Annotated in this window: 23 protein-coding genes and 4 tRNA genes; 18 read left to right on the top strand and 9 right to left on the bottom strand. The window is 64.4% G+C overall.

All coding sequences use genetic code 11. From position 1 onward, the window contains the following. Positions 1-9 precede the first annotated feature (9 nt). Both dapB and QEP15_RS04655 read left to right on the top strand, forming a co-directional pair. Positions 10-801, top strand: coding sequence for a 4-hydroxy-tetrahydrodipicolinate reductase (gene dapB / locus QEP15_RS04660; protein ID WP_280148512.1), 792 nt, complete (start codon positions 10-12; stop codon positions 799-801). Positions 802-909: 108 nt separating this feature from the next. Next, positions 910-1,935, top strand: a complete 1,026-nt coding sequence (locus tag QEP15_RS04655; protein WP_142049788.1) for an IS110 family RNA-guided transposase — start codon at positions 910-912, stop codon at positions 1,933-1,935. A gap of 280 nt (positions 1,936-2,215) precedes the next feature. Here QEP15_RS04655 and murB read toward each other — a convergent pair whose 3' ends face one another. Continuing rightward, the gene (gene murB, locus QEP15_RS04650) at positions 2,216-3,259 is read right to left on the bottom strand and encodes a UDP-N-acetylmuramate dehydrogenase (protein ID WP_280148511.1); all 1,044 of its coding nucleotides are present in this window, start codon (positions 3,257-3,259) and stop codon (positions 2,216-2,218) included. 205 nt (positions 3,260-3,464) lie between these two features. On the opposite strand from murB, the gene QEP15_RS04645 reads away from it, so the two are divergent. The 6 genes from QEP15_RS04645 to QEP15_RS04620 all read left to right on the top strand — a co-directional run bounded on the left by QEP15_RS04645 (position 3,465) and on the right by QEP15_RS04620 (position 5,214). Next, positions 3,465-3,540 (top strand) — tRNA-Gly (locus QEP15_RS04645). Between the two features lie 216 nt (positions 3,541-3,756). Further along, positions 3,757-3,832, top strand: a tRNA-Gly gene (locus QEP15_RS04640). A gap of 137 nt (positions 3,833-3,969) precedes the next feature. Then, a tRNA-Gly gene (locus QEP15_RS04635) sits at positions 3,970-4,045 on the top strand. Positions 4,046-4,100: 55 nt separating this feature from the next. Further along, positions 4,101-4,174, top strand: a tRNA-Cys gene (locus QEP15_RS04630). A 100-nt stretch (positions 4,175-4,274) separates the two neighbouring features. Beyond that, positions 4,275-4,610: a hypothetical protein gene (locus QEP15_RS04625; RefSeq protein WP_175156616.1), complete on the top strand. Its 336-nt coding sequence runs from the start codon at positions 4,275-4,277 to the stop codon at positions 4,608-4,610. A 4-nt stretch (positions 4,611-4,614) separates the two neighbouring features. Beyond that, positions 4,615-5,214, top strand: coding sequence for a DUF2946 family protein (locus QEP15_RS04620; protein WP_280148510.1), 600 nt, complete (start codon positions 4,615-4,617; stop codon positions 5,212-5,214). A gap of 10 nt (positions 5,215-5,224) precedes the next feature. Here QEP15_RS04620 and QEP15_RS04615 read toward each other — a convergent pair whose 3' ends face one another. Then, complete coding sequence (locus tag QEP15_RS04615; RefSeq protein WP_062840371.1) at positions 5,225-5,626, bottom strand: DoxX family protein; 402 nt, start codon at positions 5,624-5,626, stop codon at positions 5,225-5,227. A 131-nt stretch (positions 5,627-5,757) separates the two neighbouring features. Here QEP15_RS04615 and QEP15_RS04610 point away from each other — a divergent pair, with 131 nt between their 5' ends. The 5 genes from QEP15_RS04610 to QEP15_RS04590 all read left to right on the top strand — a co-directional run bounded on the left by QEP15_RS04610 (position 5,758) and on the right by QEP15_RS04590 (position 9,976). Next, positions 5,758-6,690, top strand: coding sequence for a LysR family transcriptional regulator (locus QEP15_RS04610; RefSeq protein WP_056321249.1), 933 nt, complete (start codon positions 5,758-5,760; stop codon positions 6,688-6,690). 10 nt (positions 6,691-6,700) lie between these two features. Further along, positions 6,701-7,282 carry an NUDIX hydrolase gene (locus QEP15_RS04605; RefSeq protein WP_152383565.1) on the top strand — a complete coding sequence of 194 codons (582 nt, stop codon included), beginning with the start codon at positions 6,701-6,703 and terminating at the stop codon, positions 7,280-7,282. Continuing rightward, on the top strand, positions 7,279-8,049 hold the full coding sequence (gene aat / locus QEP15_RS04600; protein ID WP_280148509.1) for a leucyl/phenylalanyl-tRNA--protein transferase: 771 nt from the start codon (positions 7,279-7,281) through the stop codon (positions 8,047-8,049). Before QEP15_RS04605 ends, aat begins: the two co-directional genes overlap by 4 nt. Positions 8,050-8,131: 82 nt before the next feature. Continuing rightward, positions 8,132-8,869 carry an arginyltransferase gene (locus tag QEP15_RS04595; protein ID WP_217618743.1) on the top strand — a complete coding sequence of 246 codons (738 nt, stop codon included), beginning with the start codon at positions 8,132-8,134 and terminating at the stop codon, positions 8,867-8,869. Between the two features lie 63 nt (positions 8,870-8,932). After that, a complete protein-coding gene (locus QEP15_RS04590; RefSeq protein WP_152383563.1) occupies positions 8,933-9,976 on the top strand; it encodes a quinone-dependent dihydroorotate dehydrogenase in 1,044 nt (347 codons plus the stop codon). 144 nt (positions 9,977-10,120) lie between these two features. Here QEP15_RS04590 and phaP read toward each other — a convergent pair whose 3' ends face one another. After that, positions 10,121-10,699: a TIGR01841 family phasin gene (phaP, locus tag QEP15_RS04585; protein ID WP_056321236.1), complete on the bottom strand. Its 579-nt coding sequence runs from the start codon at positions 10,697-10,699 to the stop codon at positions 10,121-10,123. A 381-nt stretch (positions 10,700-11,080) separates the two neighbouring features. Here phaP and QEP15_RS04580 point away from each other — a divergent pair, with 381 nt between their 5' ends. Beyond that, entirely contained in the window at positions 11,081-12,058 is a 978-nt protein-coding gene (locus tag QEP15_RS04580) for a tripartite tricarboxylate transporter substrate binding protein BugD (RefSeq protein WP_152383562.1), read from the top strand. A gap of 105 nt (positions 12,059-12,163) precedes the next feature. Here QEP15_RS04580 and QEP15_RS04575 read toward each other — a convergent pair whose 3' ends face one another. The 3 genes from QEP15_RS04575 to QEP15_RS04565 form a co-directional block, all read right to left on the bottom strand. After that, positions 12,164-13,027 (bottom strand): IclR family transcriptional regulator, encoded by an 864-nt coding sequence (locus QEP15_RS04575; protein ID WP_056321230.1) that lies wholly within the window; start codon positions 13,025-13,027, stop codon positions 12,164-12,166. A gap of 148 nt (positions 13,028-13,175) precedes the next feature. Further along, complete coding sequence (locus tag QEP15_RS04570; RefSeq protein WP_142050690.1) at positions 13,176-13,991, bottom strand: competence/damage-inducible protein A; 816 nt, start codon at positions 13,989-13,991, stop codon at positions 13,176-13,178. A 31-nt stretch (positions 13,992-14,022) separates the two neighbouring features. After that, positions 14,023-14,832 carry an EI24 domain-containing protein gene (locus QEP15_RS04565; protein ID WP_217618745.1) on the bottom strand — a complete coding sequence of 270 codons (810 nt, stop codon included), beginning with the start codon at positions 14,830-14,832 and terminating at the stop codon, positions 14,023-14,025. A 63-nt stretch (positions 14,833-14,895) separates the two neighbouring features. Between QEP15_RS04565 and QEP15_RS04560 the strand changes: the two genes are divergently transcribed. Beyond that, a complete protein-coding gene (locus QEP15_RS04560) occupies positions 14,896-15,279 on the top strand; it encodes a thioredoxin family protein (protein ID WP_062840363.1) in 384 nt (127 codons plus the stop codon). A gap of 78 nt (positions 15,280-15,357) precedes the next feature. Here the strand turns inward: QEP15_RS04560 and QEP15_RS04555 are convergent, their stop codons facing one another. The 3 genes from QEP15_RS04555 to QEP15_RS04545 form a co-directional block, all read right to left on the bottom strand. Then, positions 15,358-16,830: a DEAD/DEAH box helicase gene (locus QEP15_RS04555; protein WP_152383560.1), complete on the bottom strand. Its 1,473-nt coding sequence runs from the start codon at positions 16,828-16,830 to the stop codon at positions 15,358-15,360. A 283-nt stretch (positions 16,831-17,113) separates the two neighbouring features. Beyond that, on the bottom strand, positions 17,114-17,449 hold the full coding sequence (locus QEP15_RS04550; protein WP_056321218.1) for an AzlD domain-containing protein: 336 nt from the start codon (positions 17,447-17,449) through the stop codon (positions 17,114-17,116). Next, a complete protein-coding gene (locus QEP15_RS04545) occupies positions 17,446-18,195 on the bottom strand; it encodes an AzlC family ABC transporter permease (RefSeq protein WP_062840361.1) in 750 nt (249 codons plus the stop codon). Before QEP15_RS04545 ends, QEP15_RS04550 begins: the two co-directional genes overlap by 4 nt. A gap of 231 nt (positions 18,196-18,426) precedes the next feature. On the opposite strand from QEP15_RS04545, the gene QEP15_RS04540 reads away from it, so the two are divergent. From QEP15_RS04540 to QEP15_RS04530, 3 genes are all read left to right on the top strand, one after another. Then, a complete protein-coding gene (locus tag QEP15_RS04540) occupies positions 18,427-19,347 on the top strand; it encodes a branched-chain amino acid transaminase (protein ID WP_056321213.1) in 921 nt (306 codons plus the stop codon). Positions 19,348-19,436: 89 nt separating this feature from the next. Further along, on the top strand, positions 19,437-19,655 hold the full coding sequence (locus QEP15_RS04535; RefSeq protein WP_056321210.1) for a zinc-finger domain-containing protein: 219 nt from the start codon (positions 19,437-19,439) through the stop codon (positions 19,653-19,655). A gap of 39 nt (positions 19,656-19,694) precedes the next feature. Next, positions 19,695-20,117, top strand: a complete 423-nt coding sequence (locus QEP15_RS04530) for a YybH family protein (RefSeq protein WP_056321209.1) — start codon at positions 19,695-19,697, stop codon at positions 20,115-20,117. Positions 20,118-20,124: the final 7 nt, after the last annotated feature.

Genomic DNA, 20,124 nt, shown 5'->3' with positions numbered 1-20,124 from the left:
ACTTTTTTTATGCGTATTGCTATCGCCGGCGCAAACGGCCGCATGGGCCAGATGTTGATCGAGGCCATCCTGAAGGCCGACGACCTGGAACTGGCCGTTGCGCTGGACGTGCCGGGCTCGGCCGCGCTGGGCCGCGATGCCGGCGCCACGCTGGGCAAGCAGACCGGGGTTGCCATCACCGACGACCTGGACGCGCTTGCAAGCGCTGACTGCCTCATCGATTTCACCCGCCCGGAAGGCACGCTCAAGCATCTGCAGGCTTGCGTGAAGCACGGCGTGAAGGCCGTCATCGGCACCACCGGCTTTGACGACAACGGCCGCGCCGCAATCGAGGTTGCCGCGCAAAAGACCGCCATCGTGTTCGCCCCCAACATGAGCGTGGGCGTCAACGCGACGCTCAAGCTGCTGGACATGGCCGCCCGCATCCTGAACGCCGGCTACGACGTCGAAGTGTTCGAAGCCCATCACCGCAACAAGGTCGATGCGCCTTCCGGCACGGCGCTGAAGATGGGCGAGACCATCGCGTCGGCCTGGGACGTCGCGCTGCCCGACGTTGCCACCTGGAGCCGCCACGGCGACACCGGCGTGCGCAAGCCCGGCACCATCGGTTTTTCGGTGCTGCGCGGCGGCGATATCGTTGGCGATCACACGGTGTCGTTCTGCGGCATCGGCGAGCGCATCGAGATCACGCACCGCTCGTCCAGCCGGGCCACTTACGCCGAAGGCGCGCTGCGCGCTGCGCGCTTCCTCGAGGGCAAGACCAACGGTCTCTACGACATGCAGTCCGTGCTGGGGCTGTAATTTCTGGCGCCAAAAGCAAAGGACCCCGCGGGGTCCTAATGAGATGGTCAGCCCGATCCCCACGAAGCGGTACGCTGAGTGGGGATTGTTCTTTCTGGGAGACCTCTCATGAGCACCGTCACGCTGATTGGCATCGATCTGGGTAAGCATAGCTTCCATCTGCACGGGCAGGATTCTGCCGGCAGGATGGTGTTTCGCAAGAAGTGCTCTCGCCAGCAAGTGTTCACGTTGCTGGGTAATAGCCCGTGCAGCACGGTGGTGATGGAGGCCTGCGCAGGAGCCCATTGGATGGCGCGCCGCATCCAGGCGCTAGGCCACCAACCCAAGCTGATCTCCCCACAGTTCGTGCGCCCTTTCGTGCAGGGCAACAAGAACGACTTTGCCGATGCGCAGGCGATCTGCGAAGCCGCCTCGCGCCCGAGCATGCGGTTCGTGTGCGTGCGCAACGAGGCTCAGCAGACCGTCTCGGCGCTGCACCGCGTCCGAGAGTCGCTGGTGCGCGAGCGCACCGGCGTGATCAACCAAGTCCACGCCTTTTTGCTGGAGTTCGGCATCAGCCTGCCGCGCGGCCAGGCGATCCTGCGGCGCCTGCCAGCGGTGTTGGCCGAGCATGAGCTGCCGCCCCGACTGGCGGCATTGCTTGAACGGCTGCAGGCGCACTTCAAGTATTTGGACGAGCAGATCGGCGAAATCGAACGCGATTTGTGCCAGCAACTGCGCGAGGATGAACGCAGCCAGCGGCTTCTGGAGATCCCCGGCATCGGGCCGATCACCGCGAGCGTGCTGATGACAGAATTGGGCGATGCGCAGCAATTCGGTTCGGCCCGCCAGTTCGCCGCCTCTGTGGGTCTGGTGCCACGCCAATACAGCACTGGCGGTACGCCTAAGCTGCTGGGAATCAGCAAGCGTGGCGACAAGAATCTCAGGCGGCTGTTGGTGCAGGGCGCACGAGCGATCATGCAACGCGTAGAGCGGCGCACGGATCGGCTGGGCGTCTGGGTACGCGAGCTGCTGGCACGACGCCACTCGAACGTGGTGGCCTGCGCGCTGGCCAATAAATTGGCGAGGATAGCCTGGGCCATCCTCGCCAATGGAACGAACTACCGAAGTGAGCAGGCTGTTAGCGCAACCTGACATTCATCACCGTTTTACGCAGTCACTTCCTGGTTTTGCGACGCGAGTACGTGAAGACATAAACGGCTCAACGGCCTGGCAAGAAACCTGGTAAAAAATTCAGCACCTGGATGCTGAGGCCCTTTTGAGGTTTGCCGGGCGCGACTCTCATCATGGAGCGGGGGACCTGTCCCCAAACGACTCCGAATAGATTTGAGCAAAGCCCAATTTACGCCAACACAAACCCGCTTGCAAAAATCGGGCTGACCATAGATTTTTTCATGCCGAAAAGCCTGCCCGGTCACACCACGACCGGCTCGGGCTCCAGGCGCACGCCATAGCGATCGGCCACCGCATCCTGCACCGCGCGCGCCAATCCCATGATGTCTGCGGCGGTGGCACCCCCGCGATTGACGAGCACGAGCGCCTGGCGGTCATGCACGCCCGCCGCCCCCAGCGCCCTTCCCTTCCAGCCGCACTGATCGATCAGCCAGCCTGCGGCCAGCTTGAAGCGGCCATCAGCCTGCGCGTACGACACCAGGCCAGGAAAGCGCTCCGCCAACGCGTCACGCTGCGCGGCCGGCACGATGGGATTCTTGAAGAAGCTGCCGGCATTACCTGTGACCGCGGGATCGGGCAGCTTGGCGCGCCGGATCTCGCACACCGCATCGAAGACATCGCGCGCGCAGGGCGATGCACCCGACAGCCGCGGATGGCGTTGCAGATCGGGATACGCCAGCACCGGCCGCCACGGCCGCGGCAAGGCAAAGCGCACGCTCACGATGATCCAGCGCCCGGGCGCATCATGCTTGAACACGCTGTCGCGGTACGAGAACCGGCAATCGGCCGCCTGCATTTCCACAAAGCGCGCCTCGCGCACATCCCAGGCCGTCAGGCTGTGAAGGCGTTCCTGCAGCTCGACGCCATAGGCGCCGATGTTCTGCACGGGCGCCGCGCCCACGGTGCCGGGGATCAACGCCAGATTTTCCAGGCCATCCCATCCCTGCGCGACGCAGGCCGACACGAATCCATGCCAGCTCTCGCCGCCTGCCGCTTCGACGATCCACGCGTCCGGCCGCGATTCCAGCAGCCGCACACCTTGGAAGGCCACGCGCGCAACCAGGCCGGGCACGCGCTCGGGCAGCACCACGTTGCTGCCGCCGCCCAGCACGAGCAACGACGGCGCCGTTTGCGCCAGGGCGGACAACGCGGGCAATTGCGCGGGCTCGCGCAGCGCGACGAACGCATCGGCCCGGGATGCCAGTCCCAACGTATTCAGACCAGTGAGGTCCTGCACGGACGGAGACAAGGAATCGGGCGCGGATCCCGCGAAGGAATTTGACATGAGTGCTACGAGGTATGCTATAGTTTCTGTCTTCGCTCAGTTTACTTGATTGAGTGCTTGACCCGATTTACAGCGTAAATCGCAGCCAGCCAGACCGGCTCAGGACAAGCTCAAAAAATCGTGCTAGACTGCGCGCCTTCTGATCGATAACCAAGTTGGTCAGAGTGAATAAGAAAAGCGGTTCTGGGCAGTTTACGGAACCAATGCGGGAGTAGCTCAGTTGGTAGAGCGCAACCTTGCCAAGGTTGAGGTCGCGAGTTCGAGACTCGTCTCCCGCTCCAGATTTTGATCTGCAGCGCTTTTTCAAATCGCTGCAAATCGTTGAAAGCAAGGGCCGAAAGGCCCTTTTTTCATGCCTGAAACACCGGGTTCGCCAACGCAGGCGCATCGGCTTGATGGATGAAAAAATTAATGTATACTCTCGCCTCGCTGATCGGCCAGCCGCCAGAATTCTCAAGATTCAAACGGACCCTCAGCGATGCGGTCAGTGTGCAAATGCGGGAGTAGCTCAGTTGGTAGAGCGCAACCTTGCCAAGGTTGAGGTCGCGAGTTCGAGACTCGTCTCCCGCTCCAGATTTCGATCTGCAGTGCAAAGACCCTAAAAAGCATGTACAATCGCTTTCTTTGCTGAACAGCCCTGATACCAATGCAGGCTTTCACTAAAAGCAAATAAAGCAGTGGGAAAGCAGTACGGCAAAGCAGTACCCCAAGCGGGAGTAGCTCAGTTGGTAGAGCGCAACCTTGCCAAGGTTGAGGTCGCGAGTTCGAGACTCGTCTCCCGCTCCAAATACAAAGAGGAAGCAACGGCACACACCGCGCTTCCTTTTTTCTTGCAAGTGCTGGCGCAATGGCAGAGTGGTTATGCAGCGGATTGCAAATCCGTGTACGTCGGTTCGATTCCGGCTTGCGCCTCCAGCATCTTTCTCCTTTCCCCCTGCATCTCGTTACCCATCCCTACGCCCGGTTAGCCGGATGATTGTTATGGTGACCCCGTTTTCATTTGAACGATGAGTCCATGCACAACATCCCGGAATCGCACCCGCGCCGCTTTGCTACCCGCCCCGCTTTCCTGAGCCTGTCCGCCGCCGCGTTGATCGCACTTGCGCCCCTTGCCGCGGAGGCTGGCGACAAGCACCATCACCACCGCCACAAGGGTGGCGAGTACAAGGAAAAGTACTGGGATGGCGCCTGTAAGGTCGAGCGCAAGTGGAAGCGCAATGGCGATTACAGCGAAAAGCGCAAATGCCGCGACGACTATGCGTATGGCTACGCGCCGCAGCCCGTGGCCGTGCCTGTGATGCCCGTTCAGCCTGGCATCGTCATCTCGCCCACCATCGTCATCCGCCCGTAACACCATGGATCAATCGGTGAAGGACGCCCTCGCCCGATGGCCCAATGTGCCGGCAGTGTACGGCTGGCTGTCGCTCGATGCGCGCGGGCGTTGGCGCCTTCATCCGCAAGGTCAGGCCAATGAAGGCGGGCCGGGCGAGCCGATCACCAACACGCAAATCCTGGAATTCATCGGCCGCAATTACGACCATGACGATGTGGGCCGCTGGTTTTTCCAGAACGGGCCGCAGCGCGTCTTCGTGCGGCTGGACGCGGCGCCTTATGTATTGCGCCTGGCCGATGACAATCGCGCCCTCGTCACGCATACCGATGCGGCCGTCGGCTCGGTCACCGGGTGGTGGCTGGATGATGCAGGCCGGCTCTTCGCATCCACGCCTCTGGGCGCCGGCATTGTGATGGACCGCGATCTGCAGCCGCTGCTCGAAACCCTGCAGACGGCTGCGGGCGCGTCGCTGATGGACGCGCTGGCCGGCTTGACGCCCGGCCAGTCGATCAGCGTGGCGTGGCCAGACGTTTATGTGGACGCGCCGCTGCATTCGATTGCGCAGGCGGACGTTGCCGATCGCCTGGCATTCGACCCCGCGCCGCACGCCGACGCGGGCTGAAAAAGGGCGTTCAGCGACGGCCGCTCTTGACCAGCGCGAACTTGCCGTCGCCCAGCAGCGCCAGCACGGCGGCCGCGACGGTCAGGAAGATGGGATATTCCCAGCCGCCGCCCGGGTTGCCGAATCCCCAGCCATTGCCGAAGTGAACCGTCGACGCCGCGAAGAGCTGCACCACGGCAATGGCGGCCACCCAGCGCGGCACCACGCCCAGGATCAGCAGAATGCCGCCCGCCACCTCAAAGAACGTCACGGGATAGGCCAGCCAGCCGGCAAAGCCGATCTTCGTGAAAAACTGCGCCGTGCCGGGCAGCGTGAAGACCAGCAGCTTGGTCAGGCCGTGGGCCAGGAACATCACGCCCAGCGCCACGCGCAGGAGCAGTGCCGCATACGGCGCGGTACGGGAATCAATCATTGCAGTCATCCTTGTGCAGAAACGGATCGCTCAAAACGGGGCGAACCTTCATGGAGCCGTATTCTTGCGATTCCAAAAACAAAGATAAACATGCAGAATTGCAAATTATTGTTCCTCGATAGGAAACAATCTTGGACACCCACACCGCCATGCAGACCTACGCCAAGGTCGTTGAACTGGGTTCATTCGCGGCGGCCGCCGACAAGATGGGCCAGGCGCGCTCCGTGGTCACGCGGCAGATTGCCTATCTGGAGCAGAAGTACGGCGTTCGCCTGCTCAACCGCACCACCCGCAAGCTGAGCATGACCGATGCCGGGCGCGCCTTCTACGAGCGAGTCCGGCCCATCCTGGCCGAGGTCGCCGACCTGGAACTGTCGCTGCAGGCAGAAGGCCAGCGGCCCAGCGGCCGGTTGCGGGTCAGCGCCCCCGTGTCCTTCGGCATCCTGCATCTGGGACCGGCGATTGCCGAGTACCTGCAGCGCTATCCTGACGTGGTGATCGACCTGGACCTGAACGATCGCGTGGTGGATCTGGTCGAGGACGGCTACGACGTCGCGGTGCGCATCGGCCCGCTGGTGGATTCATCACTGGTGGCCAGGCCGCTGGCGCCGCAGCAACTGCTGGTCTGCGCAGCGCCCTCGTACCTGCAACGCCACGGCGCCCCTGCCGTGCCTGAAGACCTGAAGCAGCATCGCTGCCTGCACTACGCCTACGCAAGCACGGGCAACGAATGGCATTTCGAAAAGGACGGCGTGACGCACCTGGTGCGCGTGAATGCGGCGCTGCGGGCCAATAATGGCGACGTGCTGCGCACCGCCGCGCTGGCCGGCCACGGGATCATCCTGCAACCGGAATTCCTGGTGGGCGACGACATTCGCGCCGGCCGCCTTACCGCCTTGCTGACCGGCTACGCCCACACCCCCATCTCCATGGTCGCCGTCTACCCGCACCGCCGCTTCCTGTCGCCCAAGGTGCGGTCGTTCGTGGAACACCTGGAAGCCCGATTCGGCAGCCCCGCGCCCACGCCGCCGGGACGGCGCGCCACGACCCGCCGCAGCCGTTAGAATCGTACCCATGACCGCCAAATCGCCCCTCGTATACTTTCCCGCCCCGCGCCGTTCCCTCTTTTGCAGCCAATGCGGCACGCCGGTAAACCGCCGCGTGCCGGAAGGCGACAACCGCGAGCGCGACATCTGCGATCACTGCGGGGCGATCCATTACCAGAATCCTCGGCTGGTGGTCGGCACCGTGCCCGTCTGGGAAAACCGCGTGCTGCTCTGCCTGCGCGCGATCGAGCCGCGCTACAACACGTGGACGCTGCCCGCAGGCTTCATGGAACTGGGCGAGAGCACCGCGCAGGGCGCCGCGCGCGAAACGCTGGAAGAATCCGGCGCCAAGATCCAGCTGGGCGACATCTACACCATCATTGACGTGCCGCAGATCGAGCAGGTGCACGTGTTCTATCTGGCGCAGGCGGTGGGTCCCGAACTGGACCCCGGCCCGGAGAGCCTGGAAGCGCGCTGGTACGACGAAACCGAGATTCCCTGGGACGACCTGGCGTTTCGCACCGTGGCAAGCACCCTGCGCCTGTTTTTCGAGGACCGCAAACGCGGCACCTTCGGTCCTCATCACTACACCCTCGAATCTCACCGTTGAAACTGCCCTGGCTGGCCGCCGACACCCCGTTCCCCCCTGCGGAATTCGCGCTGACGGATCCGGATGGCCTGCTGGCCGCAGGCGCGGATCTGTCCCCGGAACGGCTTACCCAGGCGTACTCCAACGGTATCTTTCCGTGGTACTCGGAAGGCGAACCCGTCCTGTGGTGGAGCCCGGATCCGCGGATGGTGCTGCGCGTGAAGGATTTCGCGCCGTCGCACTCGCTGCGCAAGCTGCTGCGGCAGATCGCCGCGCGCGAGCACGACGCGGCGCCCAGGGTGCAGGTGCGGGTCGACACCGTGTTCCCGCAGGTCATGGCGGCCTGCGCCGCGCCGCGAGACGGACAGCCAGGCACGTGGATCACGGCGGCCATGCAAGAGGCTTACCGCCAGTGGCATGAGGCCGGGGTTGTGCACAGTATCGAGACCTGGATCGACGGCGAGTTGGCGGGCGGCCTGTACGGCATCAGCCTGGGGCGCATGTTCTTTGGCGAATCCATGTTCACCCGTGTCCCGAACGCCTCCAAGATCGCGCTGGCGCATCTGGTTCGCTACCTGGAGGCGCAGGGCGTCGAGTGGATCGACTGCCAGCAGCAGACGCGCCACCTGGCCAGCATGGGCGCACGCCCCCTGCCGCGCGAACGCTTTCTGCGGCATGTCCGCCAGGCCACGATCCAACCCGGCATCGCGTGGTCCCGCGGCAGGTTGGATGCGCAGGGAACGCTGCATCCGGACACACCCGAGGGGACGGATTGCCGCCCGAGTTAAGCGTTAATATGGAGCGATTCCTGTCCCGGGCCCGCCGCCGTCAAGGGATATTCCATGCGACAGCGCCAATGAGCCAGCTCCCATGAGCCAGCTGAAAGAACTTCCCTTCTCCACGCTGCAGTTCTATGCAACCGCTCCCTACCCGTGCAGTTATCTGCCGGGTCGCCAGGCCCGGTCGCAGGTTGCCGCGCCCGGCCATCTGATCAACGCGGGCACGTATTCGCAACTGGTGGAACAGGGCTTTCGCCGCAGCGGACTCTTTACCTATCGTCCCCATTGCGACAACTGCCAGGCCTGTATCCCCGTGCGCGTGGACGCGGCCGCCTTCGCCCCCAATCGCAGCCAGCGCCGCGCGTGGCGCAATCATCCGCATCTGCAGTCGTTCGTGGCCGAACTTGCATGGTCGCCCGAGCACTACCGGCTCTACACGCGCTACCAGCAGGGCCGGCATCCGGGCGGCGGCATGGACGAAGACAGCCGCACCCAGTACGCGCAGTTCCTGCTCACCAGCCGCGTCAACACTCGGCTGGTCGAGTTCCGGAGCGCCGAAGGGGTGCTGGTGATGGTGTCCATCATCGACGTGCTGGACGATGGCCTGTCCTCGGTCTACACGTTTTATGACCCGGACATTGCTGACGGCCTGGGCACCTACAGCATCCTCTGGCAGGTCGAACAGTGCCGCGCACTGAACCTGCCCTGGCTCTATCTGGGATACTGGATCGCGGACAGCCGGAAAATGTCCTATAAATCGGCCTTCCGTCCGGCGCAGTTCCTGGTCGATGGGCAATGGCGCGACACGCCCGAGCGACCGCCCGCCTGAATCAGCCTTGCGGTGGGTCCATGAGCGGCGGGGACACATCAAATCGCTCTACAATTCCGCCCCATGTCTATCCTCTTTCACGCCTACCCCCTGGCCCGCCCGGCGCTGTTCGCCATGGACGCGGAAACCGCCCACGAAGTCACCTTGTCGGGCCTGCAGCGCGCCTATGAATGCGGCGCCACGCGCAAGCTCATGCACGCGCAACCCAAGGCGCCCTGCACGCTGATGGGGATGCAGATGGCCAACCCGATCGGGCTGGCCGCCGGCCTGGACAAGAACGGCGCCTATATCGACGCGCTGGGCAATCTGGGCTTCGGCTTCATCGAGGTCGGCACGGTCACGCCGCGCGCGCAGCCGGGCAACCCCAAGCCCCGCATGTTCCGCCTGCCGCGCGCCAATGCGCTGGTCAACCGGCTGGGCTTCAACAACCAGGGACTGGAAGCGTTCCTGGCCAATGTGCAACGCAGCACGTGGCGCAAGCAGGGCGGGATCCTGGGCCTGAACATCGGCAAGAACGCGGATACCCCCATCGAACGCGCGGCCGACGACTACCTGATCGGTCTGGACGGGGTGTACCCGCATGCCGACTACGTCACCGTGAACATCTCGTCGCCCAACACCAAGAATCTACGCGCGCTGCAAAGCGGCGACGAGCTCTCTGCCTTGCTCGGGCAGTTGGCCGACAAGCGCCGCGCATTGGAAGACCAGCACCAGCGCCGGGTGCCGATGGCCGTGAAGATTGCGCCGGACCTGACGCAGGAGCAGATCGACGCCATCGCCGAGATCCTGCCGCGCCACGGCATCGACGGCGTCATCGCCACCAACACCACGCTGTCGCGCGACGCGGTGCAAGGCCAGGCCCACGCGCAAGAAGCAGGCGGCCTGTCCGGCGCGCCCGTGCATGAATTGTCGCTGGCGGTGATCCGCCGCCTGAAGGAGCGGCTGGGCAATAGCCTTGCCATCATCGGCGTGGGCGGCGTCCTATCTGGCCAGCAAGCCCGCGAAAAGATGGACGCCGGCGCCGACGCGGTGCAGCTCTACACGGGCCTGATCTACCGCGGCCCGGGGCTGGTCGGCGAATGCGTGCGCGCCGTGGCGCGCCGCTGACCGCGGAACCTGCCCGGCAAACCTGCCCCACAAAACACAGGCAAAAAAAAGGGGCCACCCTGTGGGTGGCCCTAATTCCAGCTCTGCTCTGTCACTCAACAGTACTACATTACTGCGATTCGCGCAGCACCGCGCGCCAAATACTTAGGCGCTGCGGCGGCTGCGGCTGGCGACCTTGGTGGCGGCATCGGCAGCGTCCGTGGCAGCCTTGAAGGTCGCGTTGGCGGCGGCATTCAGGTTCGACTCGGCGACTTCGGCGGCCTGCTTGGCGGCCTTGGTCATCGAATCGTAGGCGCTGGTCGCGGTGGCCAGCGAGGACTTGATCAGGGCGACGGCGCTTTCGGAACCGGTCGGGGCGTTCTTGGAGAACTGGTCGACGGCTTCGCTCAGCTGCTGCTGGCTTTCGGCGATCTGTTCTTCGGTCAGCTTGACCAGGCTGCCTTGCACGCCGGCAACGATGTCATACACGTGCTTGGTGTAGGCCAGGGCCTTTTCGGCGCCCGGTTGCAGCAGGCCGGTGGCAAACGCGGCGGCTTCCTGGGGATCCTTCACTTCGGAAGCTTGCTGCGACTTCTGGGCGACTTCGTCCAGGGTGGCCTTCACGACCTTCAGGTTCAGTTCGACCAGCTTTTCAAAGCCGGCGAAAACGGCGGACTGGGCAGCCACGATGGTGTTGATGCTGGCCTTTTGGCGGTCCAGGACTTGTTGCGGGATTGCGCTCATAGAATGCTCCTCTCAGGGTAGCCGGAGGCTGTCCGGCAATAAGGATGGTTGTCTGCGACGAAATAAGAAACGTGCGCGGAAACTGGTACTACAAGCTACCGCCGGCCCGTTTGATGCACTGCACAATTGCCATTCTAGACTCGGTAAAAAACTTGTCAAGCGCTTTTTGTGCGGCGCAACAAGTGTTTGCACTTTATCGGTGCGGCGCCTGGCGCGGCTTGATTGCGCTCAATGATTTCCCAGAACTCGGGAAATACCGGACATGACGCGGTATCAATTCTTTTCTACACTGCTTTCACGCTGATGACAGACAAATACCAAATACATGTCAGCGGTTGATAACTAAATCGCAGCAAGCAAAACCCTGCAATCGGAGACCTCATGACCCTGATCCCCCGCACGCTTTCGGCCCTGCTCGCGGCCGGTGCCCTGTTCGCGGCCGGCGCCGCGCACGCGGAATACCCGGAACGCCCCATCAACATGGTGGTGCCGTTCGCTGCAGGCGGCCCGACCGACAACGTCGCCCGCTCTCTCGCGGAAGCCATGCGCACCAGCCTGGGCCAAACGGTCGTGGTCGAAAACAAGGGCGGCGCCGGCGGCACCATCGGCACGACCCAGGTCGCCCGCGCGCAGCCGGACGGCTATTCCATCCTGTTGATGCACGCCGGCTTCTCGACCGCGCCTTCGCTCTACAAGAATCCGGGGTACGACCCCTTCACCAGCTTCGAACCGATCGGCCTGGTGGTCGACGTGCCGATGACGATCGTCGCGCGCTCGGACTTCCCGCCCAACAACATCGCCGAGCTGGCGGACTACGTCAAAAAGAACAAGGACAAGGTGTCGCTGGCCAACGCGGGCATCGGCGCGGCCAGCCACCTGTGCGGCACCATGCTGGTGGAAGCGCTTGGCGTTCAACTGCTGACGATCCCGTACAAGGGCACCGCCCCCGCCATGAACGACCTGCTGGGCAAGCAGGTCGACCTGATGTGCGACCAGACCACCAACACGACGCAACAGATCGAAGGCGGCAAGGTGAAGGCCTACGCCGTGACCAGCCTGCAGCGCGTTCCCACCCTGCCCAAGCTGCCGACCATGGACGAATCCGGCTACAAGGGCTTCGAAGTGGGCATCTGGCATGGCATGTGGGTGCCGAAGGGCACGCCCAAGCCCGTCGTGGACAAGCTGGTCAAGAGCCTGCAGGCAGGCCTGGCCGATCCCAAGTTCCAGGAGCGCATGAAGCAGCTGGGCGCCACCGTGCTGACTTCGGAAGCCAATCCCGACGCGCTGACCGCCAAGGTCAAGCAGCAAGTCCCGCAATGGGCCGAGCTGTTCAAGAAGGCCGGCATCGAAAAGCAATAAGCGCAGCCCATGGGGCCGTCCACGACCGTGGCGGCCTCGGGCGGCAATGCCGGAAAAACGAAAGCCCCCTTGCGGGGGCTTTTGTATTTGGGGCCAGGCACCGCGCTACGGGCGCATCGCTTCGGCCGCCATGCCCAGTCCGTTGAAGCCGGTGGAAACCGAGGGCTCGTAGCCCAGGGCCTCTGAAATGCTGGCAGCCGTATCGACCAGCGCCTTGATCCAGTCGTCCTGCAAGCGTTCGGCCGGCGCGGAAATCGACAGCCCCGCCACCAGTTTGCCGGTGTCATCGAAGATGCCTGCGGCGATGCAGCGCACCCCGAGTTCGAGTTCTTCGTTGTCGCGCGCATAGCCATGGCGGCGCACCAGGGCGAGTTCGCGTTCGAGCTTGTCCAGATCGGTCAGGCTGTTGCGCGTGTGGCCGGCAAGCCCCGTGCGCAGCGCATAGGCCCGCACCTGGCGCGTGTCGCCCGTGGACAGGAACAGCTTGCCGGTGGAGGTCAGGTGCAGCGGCGCGCGGCCGCCGATGGCCCGCACGACCTGCATGCCGGAGCGTTCACTCCAGGCGCGGTCGATATAGACGATCTCGTCGCCCTGCTGGACGGAAAGATTGATGGTCTGCCCCGTCAGCTTGTGAAGCGACCGCATGGCGGGAATGGCGGCCTCGCGCACGTTCAGGCGTCCCTTCACCAGCGAGCCCAGCTCCAGGAGGCGCATGCCGAGCTGATACAGGCCGTTGTCGACCCGCTCGACGTAGCGGCCCACCACGAGATCGTTCAGGATGCGGTGCGCGGTGGACGCGTGCAGGCCGGTGGTTGCCGACAGCTCTTTGAGCGTGACCGGATCGGGCTGCGCGGCCAGGGCGTCGAGCAGCCGCATGGCGCGTTCGATGACCTGGATGGCGATCGGATGGGCGGACGCGCCTTCGGTTTCGGCGTCCAGGGGATTGCGGGGCGTTGGAAGACGGGCCATGGAAGATTGGGCTGGCGCCGCCGCGCACGGGGGTGCGTTGCGGCACTGCAGCAAGCGGTTCTTTCCCGTATTGTGAAATTTACGAGCCGGTTTTGCAATCAGAATTTGAGCGGGCCTTGCAACCGGCGGTGTCCCGCCGGCCCCCCGGTCAGGCGGCCGCCGGGGGCGCCAGCTTGCCGCCCAGGCGCAGCACTTCCGCCCGCAAAAACTCCAGCGCCTCGGCCGCTGCCTCGGGATCGCCCTTCACGCCGAGCTCGATGTGGGGCATTCCGCCCGCCTCGCCGACGCTGGGCAGGCTGAACGCGCGCACGCCGGGCCAGCGGGATTCCACGCTGACCATCGACGGCGTGATGCGGGATTCAGGCATGCTGAAAACCAGGAACGAGTGTTCGGCGTGAACGCGCACATGCTGCAGCGCACGATAGCGTGTGTCCAGGGTCCATTCCAGCATCGGCCACGCCATGACGGGAAAGCCCGGCACGAAGGTGTGGTCCTTGATGAAGAAGCCGGGGATCCGGTTGTAAGGGTTGGGAACGATCTCGCAGCCCTCGGGGAACATGCCCATCTGCAGGCGCTGCTGATTTTCGGGTGCGCTCATATCGGCGGTGCCTTGGCCTTTCTCGGCCATTTCCCGGGTGCGCAGCGCGATGGCGGCTTCGGCTTCCGGGTGCAGCGCCAGCGGCAGGCCCAGCGCGGCGGCCGCGGCCTGGCGGGTATGGTCGTCCGGCGTGCCGCCGATGCCGCCGCACGAAAACACGACGTCGCCGGTGGCGAAGCTGCGCTTGTAGGCGTCCACCAGGCGGTCGCGCTCGTCAGGCAGGAATTCGGCCCAGCTCAGGTGCATGCCGCGCGCGCCCAGCATCTCGACGATCTTGGAAAAATGCTTGTCCTGACGTCGTCCCGACAGGATTTCATCGCCGACGATGATGAGACCGATACGGCGGGCGGTGGATTCTGCAGCCATGTCCAATTCCAAAGGTGAGAAATGACGCCGGTCAGACGTCGATGACGCGGTCCTGCCGCAGGCGCTTCAGAGCTTCCAGGCCGTAATGCGCATAGACCAGGGCGGAAAACACCGGCAGGATAATCCACGCGGGCGGCAGCAGGTTCAAGAGCGAGCAAATCAGGCCGATGCTCCAGAAGCCGCCGTTGTTCCGTTCCAGGATCAGCTTGCGTTCCTCCGGGCTGGCGTGTTCGACGATGGCGTCCACGCGCATCATGCGCGAGAACGCAAAGGCCCACCAGAAGATCGACAGCACCACGGCCATGGGCGGCACCAGCCAGAGGGGCAGCGTCAACACCCAGCCGGCGGCAAAGGCGGCGGACACCCACACCGCGTTCCACACACTGACCGCCGTCGAATACTTGCCGCGGCGGGCGACGGAGGAATATTCACGCTGGCCGACGTGGCGCAACACCAGCGGCATGACGAACACGGCGGCGATGGCCAACCCCAGGATGCCGGACACCGGCAGCAGGATGGCTGCGGCGATGACGGGAATCAGCCAGATCTTGAGCGAGAACAGGCCTACCGCGACCAGCCATTCGTCAACGCGATTGACGACATCCCAGTGCGAGACCTCGGCGCGCAGCCAGTCAGTCAGGGGCGTCCAGAAAAACCAGAGCAGCAGGATCGCGCCAACCAGCGCGATCAGAAAGGGTAGCAACACCGCGAACAGCATGGTCGGGTGGCACTGCGACACGAGCGCGCGCTTGAACGCCTGGCCCACGCTTACCGCGCCCGCGCCGGCGCCGGACAGGCGGCCGTTCCCGGGGGTGGCAGGATCAGTACGCAGAGCGGTCATGGCAGTCGAAGTGAGGGGTGAACAACCCGGGTATCATAGTCAAACCCGCCCCGATCCGCTCACATGTCACTGCTCACCCCCGGTACCGATCTCGCCCCGCTGCGCGCACGGCTGGACGCCACGCCCGGCGCCTGGCTCATTGCCTGCTTCTGCGCCGCCTGGTGCGACACCTGCGAAGAATACAAGCCCAAGCTGCAAGCCTTGGCCGACGCAATGCCGCAGCATGTCTTTGCGTGGATCGACATCGAGGACCACGCCGAACTGCTGGGCGACGTGGACGTCGAAAACTTCCCGACCCTGATGGTGCAGATCGGCGATCGCGTCGTGTTCTACGGCCCCATGCTGCCGCATATCGGCCATCTAGAGCGTCTTCTGGCAAGCCTGAACGCAGAGAGCGCGGCGGTGAACACCGCCCTGCCCGATCTGCCCCGGATGCTGGCCGCCTGACGCGCGTCGCCCCCAACAAAAAACCCGCAACGCCGGCTGGCCTTGCGGGTTTTTTCATGGGCCGGAACCCGATTGCGATCAGGGCTTGCGGCTGCCGCCAAGCAGAACGGCCAATTGGCGCTTGGGCGCGGACGACGGCGTGGCGTTGCCGCGCGATTCCTGTTCTTCGGCCGGCGCGACGGGCGCCGAGGGCTCGTAGGGCTTGAAGAAGAAGTCGTCCACGGGCTGGCGCGAGCCGCCGGAATGGTGACTGGAACGGCGCTCGGAAGAACGGCCCCGGTCGCCGCGGCTTTCGCGGCCGCCTTCGCGCCCTTCGCGCGAATGCGAGCTGCTGTCGCTGCGGCGATGGCTGCGCGCGATCAGGTCGGCCGGCACGTCGAGCGTGCCGCGCGGCACTTCGCGCTTGATGAGCTTCTCGATGTCGAGCAGGAAGCGCTCTTCGTCGGCGGTAAACAGCGCAATGGCTTCGCCCGATGCGCCCGCGCGGCCGGTACGGCCGATGCGGTGCACGTAGTCTTCGGCGTTGTACGGCAGGTCGTAGTTGATGACGCAGGGCACGCCGGCCACGTCCAGGCCGCGCGCGGCCACGTCGGTGGCGACCAGCACTTCGAGTTCGCCGGCCTTGAAGGCCTCGAGGGCCTTCATGCGGTCGGCCTGGGTCTTGTCGCCGTGGATCGATTCGGCCTTGACGCCATCACGTTCCAGGTCGCGCGCCAGGCGTGCGGTGCCGATCTTGGTGTTCGAGAAGACGATGACCTGATTGAGGCCGCGCGACTTCACCAGATGCACGACGGCGGCGCGCTTGGCGTCGCTAGTCATCTTGTAGGCGATCTGCGTGATGGTCGTGGCGGTGGCGTTGCGCGCCGCCACTTCGATTTCGACGGGGTGGTTCAGGTACGACCGGCCCAGCTTGCGGATTTCGTTGCTGAACGTGGCCGAGAACAAGAGGCCCTGACGCTGCGCGGGCAGCAGGCGGATGATGCGTTCCAGATCGGGCAGGAAGCCCATGTCGAGCATGCGGTCCGCTTCGTCCAGCACCAGGATGCCGACCTGGCTGAGGTTCACGTTCTTCTGTTCAACGTGATCGAGCAGACGGCCCGGCGTGGCGACCAGCACTTCGCAGCCGCGGCGCAGCGCTTCCTTTTGCGGACCGATATCCACGCCGCCGAACACCACGGCCGAGCGCAACGGCGTCTTCTTGCTGTAGCGCTTGACGCTCTCGAAGACCTGGTCCGCGAGTTCGCGCGTGGGCGCCAGGATCAGCGCGCGCACCGGATGCCGGGCGGGCGAAGCGCTGGTGTTGGCCAGCGGCATGAGGCGATGCAGGATCGGGACCGTGAACGCCGCCGTCTTGCCGGTGCCGGTCTGGGCGGCGCCCATGACGTCGCGGCCCGACACCACCACGGGAATCGCTTGCGCCTGGATGGGCGTCGGGGTGGTATAGCCGGTTTCGGCGATGGACTGCAACAACAGGGGGTGCAACCCGAAATCGTCGAACGTCGGCGCGGGCGCGTCAGCGGTGGGTGCTACGGTTTGAGTGGATTCAGTCATCAGGGTTAGGCAAGTACCGGGACCAGTGAAAAAGAACAAAACGAGAGTGCTGCATGCACTGCACTACATAAGCATCGGGGCAACCATGCTGGAGTCGATACTTATGTGGGCAGTACCAGGCCCGGATTGCTGTGGATTGATGAATTTTAGCGCAGCCGCCTTACCACACGGTCAAACGGCCCGTTCAAGTGCCGGTTAGCCGCGCGTTCAAAGCGCCCGCCGAGGCGAAAAAGACACTGCGAGCGTCCATCAGGTGGACATATCGGCGGGAAAATCGTGGCCGTCAGCCGGCCAGCCAGCGCAAACCCCAGAGCACCAGCATGCCAACCACGATGACCAATACAGCGCTGCGCGTGCGCAGAAAGACCAGAATGGCGACCAGACCGGCGACCAGCTTGTAATCGAACACGGGGCCAAGTCCGGCTTTCCAGGGCAGCAGATCCGGGACCACGATGGCGGTGAGCGCGGCGGCGGGCGCATAGCGCAAGGCACGCCGCACATTGTCGGACAACGGAATGTAGTCGCCAAACAGCATGAAGCCGGCCCGCGTCAGGACGCTGCACAGCGCGAGCAGCAGAATGGCGGAATAGACGTAGAGTTCCCAGGACCAATTCGTCATGGACGCGCCTTGAAGAAGCGTTCGGCCCACATGCCGGCGATGACGCCGGAGATGACCGCCGCGGCCAGTCCCAGGCGCAAGGGCATGGCTTGCCCCACCCAGGCGACGACGCCGGCCGCCAGCATGGACACCAGCATGGGCTTGGAGCTGGCCAGCGGCACCGTGATGGCCAGCAGCGCCAGCACGGCGGCGAAATCCAGAGACCAATTGGTCGGCACCTGGGCGCCCAGATAAATCCCGATGATCGACGAGGACTGCCAGACCAGCCAGCCCGGCACGATGGAGCCCAGGAAGAACCAGAGCTGCTCGCGCGTGCCGCGCTCGACCGAGTCGCCAAAGCGCGGCATGAAGAGCACGAAGCCCATGTCGGTCGTGAAATAGCCGAGTCCCAGGCGCTTGGGCCAGGACAGATGGCGGAAGTACGGTTGCAAGGCCGCGCCGAAGATGATGAAACGCAGGTTGACCACGCAGCCGGCGGCGAAGATCAGCCACAGCGGCGCGCCCGCCGCGATCAGGGGCAACGAAGTGAGCTGGGCCGAGCCGGCGTACAGCAGCAGCGTCATGGCGAGCGCCATGGATTCGGTCAGTCCGGATTTGACCATGGCCACGCCGGTCACCAGACCCCAGGTCGCGGTGGCGATGAGGGCGGGCACGATGGCGTGGACGCCGGCGCGAAAGGCGGTCAGGCGTTCCTGGCGAACCAGGCCTGGGTCTTCGGATTCAGGAAGCGCGGATTCAGAGGACAACGGCTGGCCCCTGGCGATGCAGACAGGACGACATGGAAACTCTATGGAATGAACACGCGACGGCCCGTTCGCCCGCCGGCATCATGCTGCAAGGCCGTTGGCCCCAGACCGGTGCGCGAATAGGCGCGTATTGTAACCTCGCTGCTTGATACAATAGCGCCCTCAAGATTCTTGACCCCTTGGGGCCTGGCGCGCGGCGGCAGGTCTGGCGCGCACTGTGTGGAGAAGACCATGTCGATGGCTGACCGCGACGGTTTCATCTGGTATGACGGCAAGCTCGTTCCATGGCGAGACGCGACCACGCATGTCCTGACGCATTCGCTGCACTACGGGCTGTCCGTGTTCGAAGGCGTGCGCGCCTATCGCTCCACGCTCGGCACCGCCATCTTCCGCCTCGAAGACCACACCAACCGGCTCTTCAATTCGGCGCACATCTACCAGATCCCCATGCCGTTCGATCGCGACACGATCAACGAAGCCCAACGGATGGTCGTGCGCGAAAACCAGCTGGAATCCGGCTACCTGCGTCCCCTCGTGTTCTACGGTCCCGAAAAAATGGGCGTGTCGCCCAAGGGCGCGCGGGTGCACGTGGCCATCGCGGCCTGGCCGTGGGGCGCGTACCTGGGCGAAGAGGCGCTGTCCAACGGCATCCGCGTGAAGGTGTCGTCATTCGCGCGCCAGCATGTGAATGTCACCATGCCGCGCGCCAAGGTCGCCACCACGTACGCCAATTCCATCCTCGCCAACACCGAAGCCCTGCAGGACGGCTACGACGAGGCCCTGCTGCTGGACACCGACGGATTTGTCGCCGAAGGCTCCGGCGAGAACCTGTTCATCGTCAAGGACGGGGTGCTCTGCGAGCCCGAGATCGCCTCGGCGTTGACGGGCATCACCCGCTCCACGATTCACGCCTTGGCGGCCGACCTGGGCCTGCGCGTGTTGACCAAGCGCCTGACGCGCGACGACGTCTACATCGCGGACGAGGCCTTCTTCACCGGCACGGCCGCCGAAGTCACGCCCATCCGCGAAGTCGACAACCGCCGGATCGGCTCAGGCCGGCGCGGTCCAGTCACCGAACAATTGCAGAACGCGTTTTTTGACGTGGTGAATGGCCGCAACCCGAAGTACCATCACTGGCTAAGTAAAGTCTGATTTTCAATTCTGATTGGCGCGCTTTTGCCCCGCAAGACCGCATCATTGTTTCAACCTGCCGTTCATCGGTTCTTTTTTCAGGAATATTCATGACCGCTGCTGCCCCGGCCGCCGTCTCCCGCGCTCACGAAGTCATCGAGGTCGGCGCTGAAGACCTGCCCGTGTTCTGTCCCGGCCCCAAGGCCCCGCTCTGGAGCATGCACCCCCGCGTCTTCCTGGATGTGGCCCGCACGGGTTCCGCAAGCTGCGCCTACTGTGGCGCCGAGTACCGCCTGAAGGCGGGCACGGTGCTGCACGGCCACCACTGACCTCGCCGCCCCACAACACGCTTAACCGTTTCAGCAGCCATGTTCGCCACGCCCGAAGAAGCAGAACACGCGTTCTACGAAGCCCTTGAGCAGGCGGACGCCGTCCGCCTGATGCAGGTCTGGGCCGACGACGAGGAAGTCGTATGCATCCATCCGGGAGGCCTGCGCGTCGTCGGTCATTCCGCGGTGCACGAGTCCTGGCAACAGGTGCTGTCCAACGGTCCGCTGCATGTGCGTCCGCTGCGCCCGCTCGTCATGCTCAGCATGATGTGCGCGGTGCACGTCCTGGTCGAACAAGTAGCGGTGCGCACGCGTGAGGGCACGCAGTTCGCCAACTGCTACGCCACCAACATCTACCACAAGGGCCCCACCGGCTGGCGCATGGTCATGCACCATGCCTCGCAGGCGCCCTCGGAAGCCGGGGTGCTCGACCTGCACGACGTGCCCGACATGCTTCATTGACCCGGGT

The sequence above is a fragment of the Achromobacter mucicolens genome (genome assembly GCF_029866465.1).
Taxonomy (GTDB): domain Bacteria; phylum Pseudomonadota; class Gammaproteobacteria; order Burkholderiales; family Burkholderiaceae_B; genus Achromobacter; species Achromobacter mucicolens.
Note: the sequence above shows the minus strand (reverse complement) of the source record. Positions and strands in the feature narration are given on the sequence as shown.

Excerpts from the sequence above, each read along its gene's own strand:
- QEP15_RS04535 (WP_056321210.1), top strand. The coding sequence starts at position 19,437 with ATGACCGCTGCTGCCCCGGCCGCCGTCTCCCGCGCTCACGAAGTCATC.
- murB (WP_280148511.1), bottom strand. The coding sequence starts at position 3,259 with ATGTCAAATTCCTTCGCGGGATCCGCGCCCGATTCCTTGTCTCCGTCC.
- QEP15_RS04625 (WP_175156616.1), top strand. The coding sequence starts at position 4,275 with ATGCACAACATCCCGGAATCGCACCCGCGCCGCTTTGCTACCCGCCCC.
- QEP15_RS04565 (WP_217618745.1), bottom strand. The coding sequence starts at position 14,832 with ATGACCGCTCTGCGTACTGATCCTGCCACCCCCGGGAACGGCCGCCTG.
- QEP15_RS04530 (WP_056321209.1), top strand. The coding sequence starts at position 19,695 with ATGTTCGCCACGCCCGAAGAAGCAGAACACGCGTTCTACGAAGCCCTT.
- QEP15_RS04655 (WP_142049788.1), top strand. The coding sequence starts at position 910 with ATGAGCACCGTCACGCTGATTGGCATCGATCTGGGTAAGCATAGCTTC.
- QEP15_RS04560 (WP_062840363.1), top strand. The coding sequence starts at position 14,896 with ATGTCACTGCTCACCCCCGGTACCGATCTCGCCCCGCTGCGCGCACGG.
- QEP15_RS04620 (WP_280148510.1), top strand. The coding sequence starts at position 4,615 with ATGGATCAATCGGTGAAGGACGCCCTCGCCCGATGGCCCAATGTGCCG.
- QEP15_RS04575 (WP_056321230.1), bottom strand. The coding sequence starts at position 13,027 with ATGGCCCGTCTTCCAACGCCCCGCAATCCCCTGGACGCCGAAACCGAA.
- QEP15_RS04615 (WP_062840371.1), bottom strand. The coding sequence starts at position 5,626 with ATGATTGATTCCCGTACCGCGCCGTATGCGGCACTGCTCCTGCGCGTG.
- QEP15_RS04555 (WP_152383560.1), bottom strand. The coding sequence starts at position 16,830 with ATGACTGAATCCACTCAAACCGTAGCACCCACCGCTGACGCGCCCGCG.
- QEP15_RS04595 (WP_217618743.1), top strand. The coding sequence starts at position 8,132 with ATGAGCCAGCTGAAAGAACTTCCCTTCTCCACGCTGCAGTTCTATGCA.
- QEP15_RS04590 (WP_152383563.1), top strand. The coding sequence starts at position 8,933 with ATGTCTATCCTCTTTCACGCCTACCCCCTGGCCCGCCCGGCGCTGTTC.
- QEP15_RS04540 (WP_056321213.1), top strand. The coding sequence starts at position 18,427 with ATGTCGATGGCTGACCGCGACGGTTTCATCTGGTATGACGGCAAGCTC.
- phaP (WP_056321236.1), bottom strand. The coding sequence starts at position 10,699 with ATGAGCGCAATCCCGCAACAAGTCCTGGACCGCCAAAAGGCCAGCATC.
- dapB (WP_280148512.1), top strand. The coding sequence starts at position 10 with ATGCGTATTGCTATCGCCGGCGCAAACGGCCGCATGGGCCAGATGTTG.
- QEP15_RS04580 (WP_152383562.1), top strand. The coding sequence starts at position 11,081 with ATGACCCTGATCCCCCGCACGCTTTCGGCCCTGCTCGCGGCCGGTGCC.
- QEP15_RS04570 (WP_142050690.1), bottom strand. The coding sequence starts at position 13,991 with ATGGCTGCAGAATCCACCGCCCGCCGTATCGGTCTCATCATCGTCGGC.
- QEP15_RS04550 (WP_056321218.1), bottom strand. The coding sequence starts at position 17,449 with ATGACGAATTGGTCCTGGGAACTCTACGTCTATTCCGCCATTCTGCTG.
- QEP15_RS04605 (WP_152383565.1), top strand. The coding sequence starts at position 6,701 with ATGACCGCCAAATCGCCCCTCGTATACTTTCCCGCCCCGCGCCGTTCC.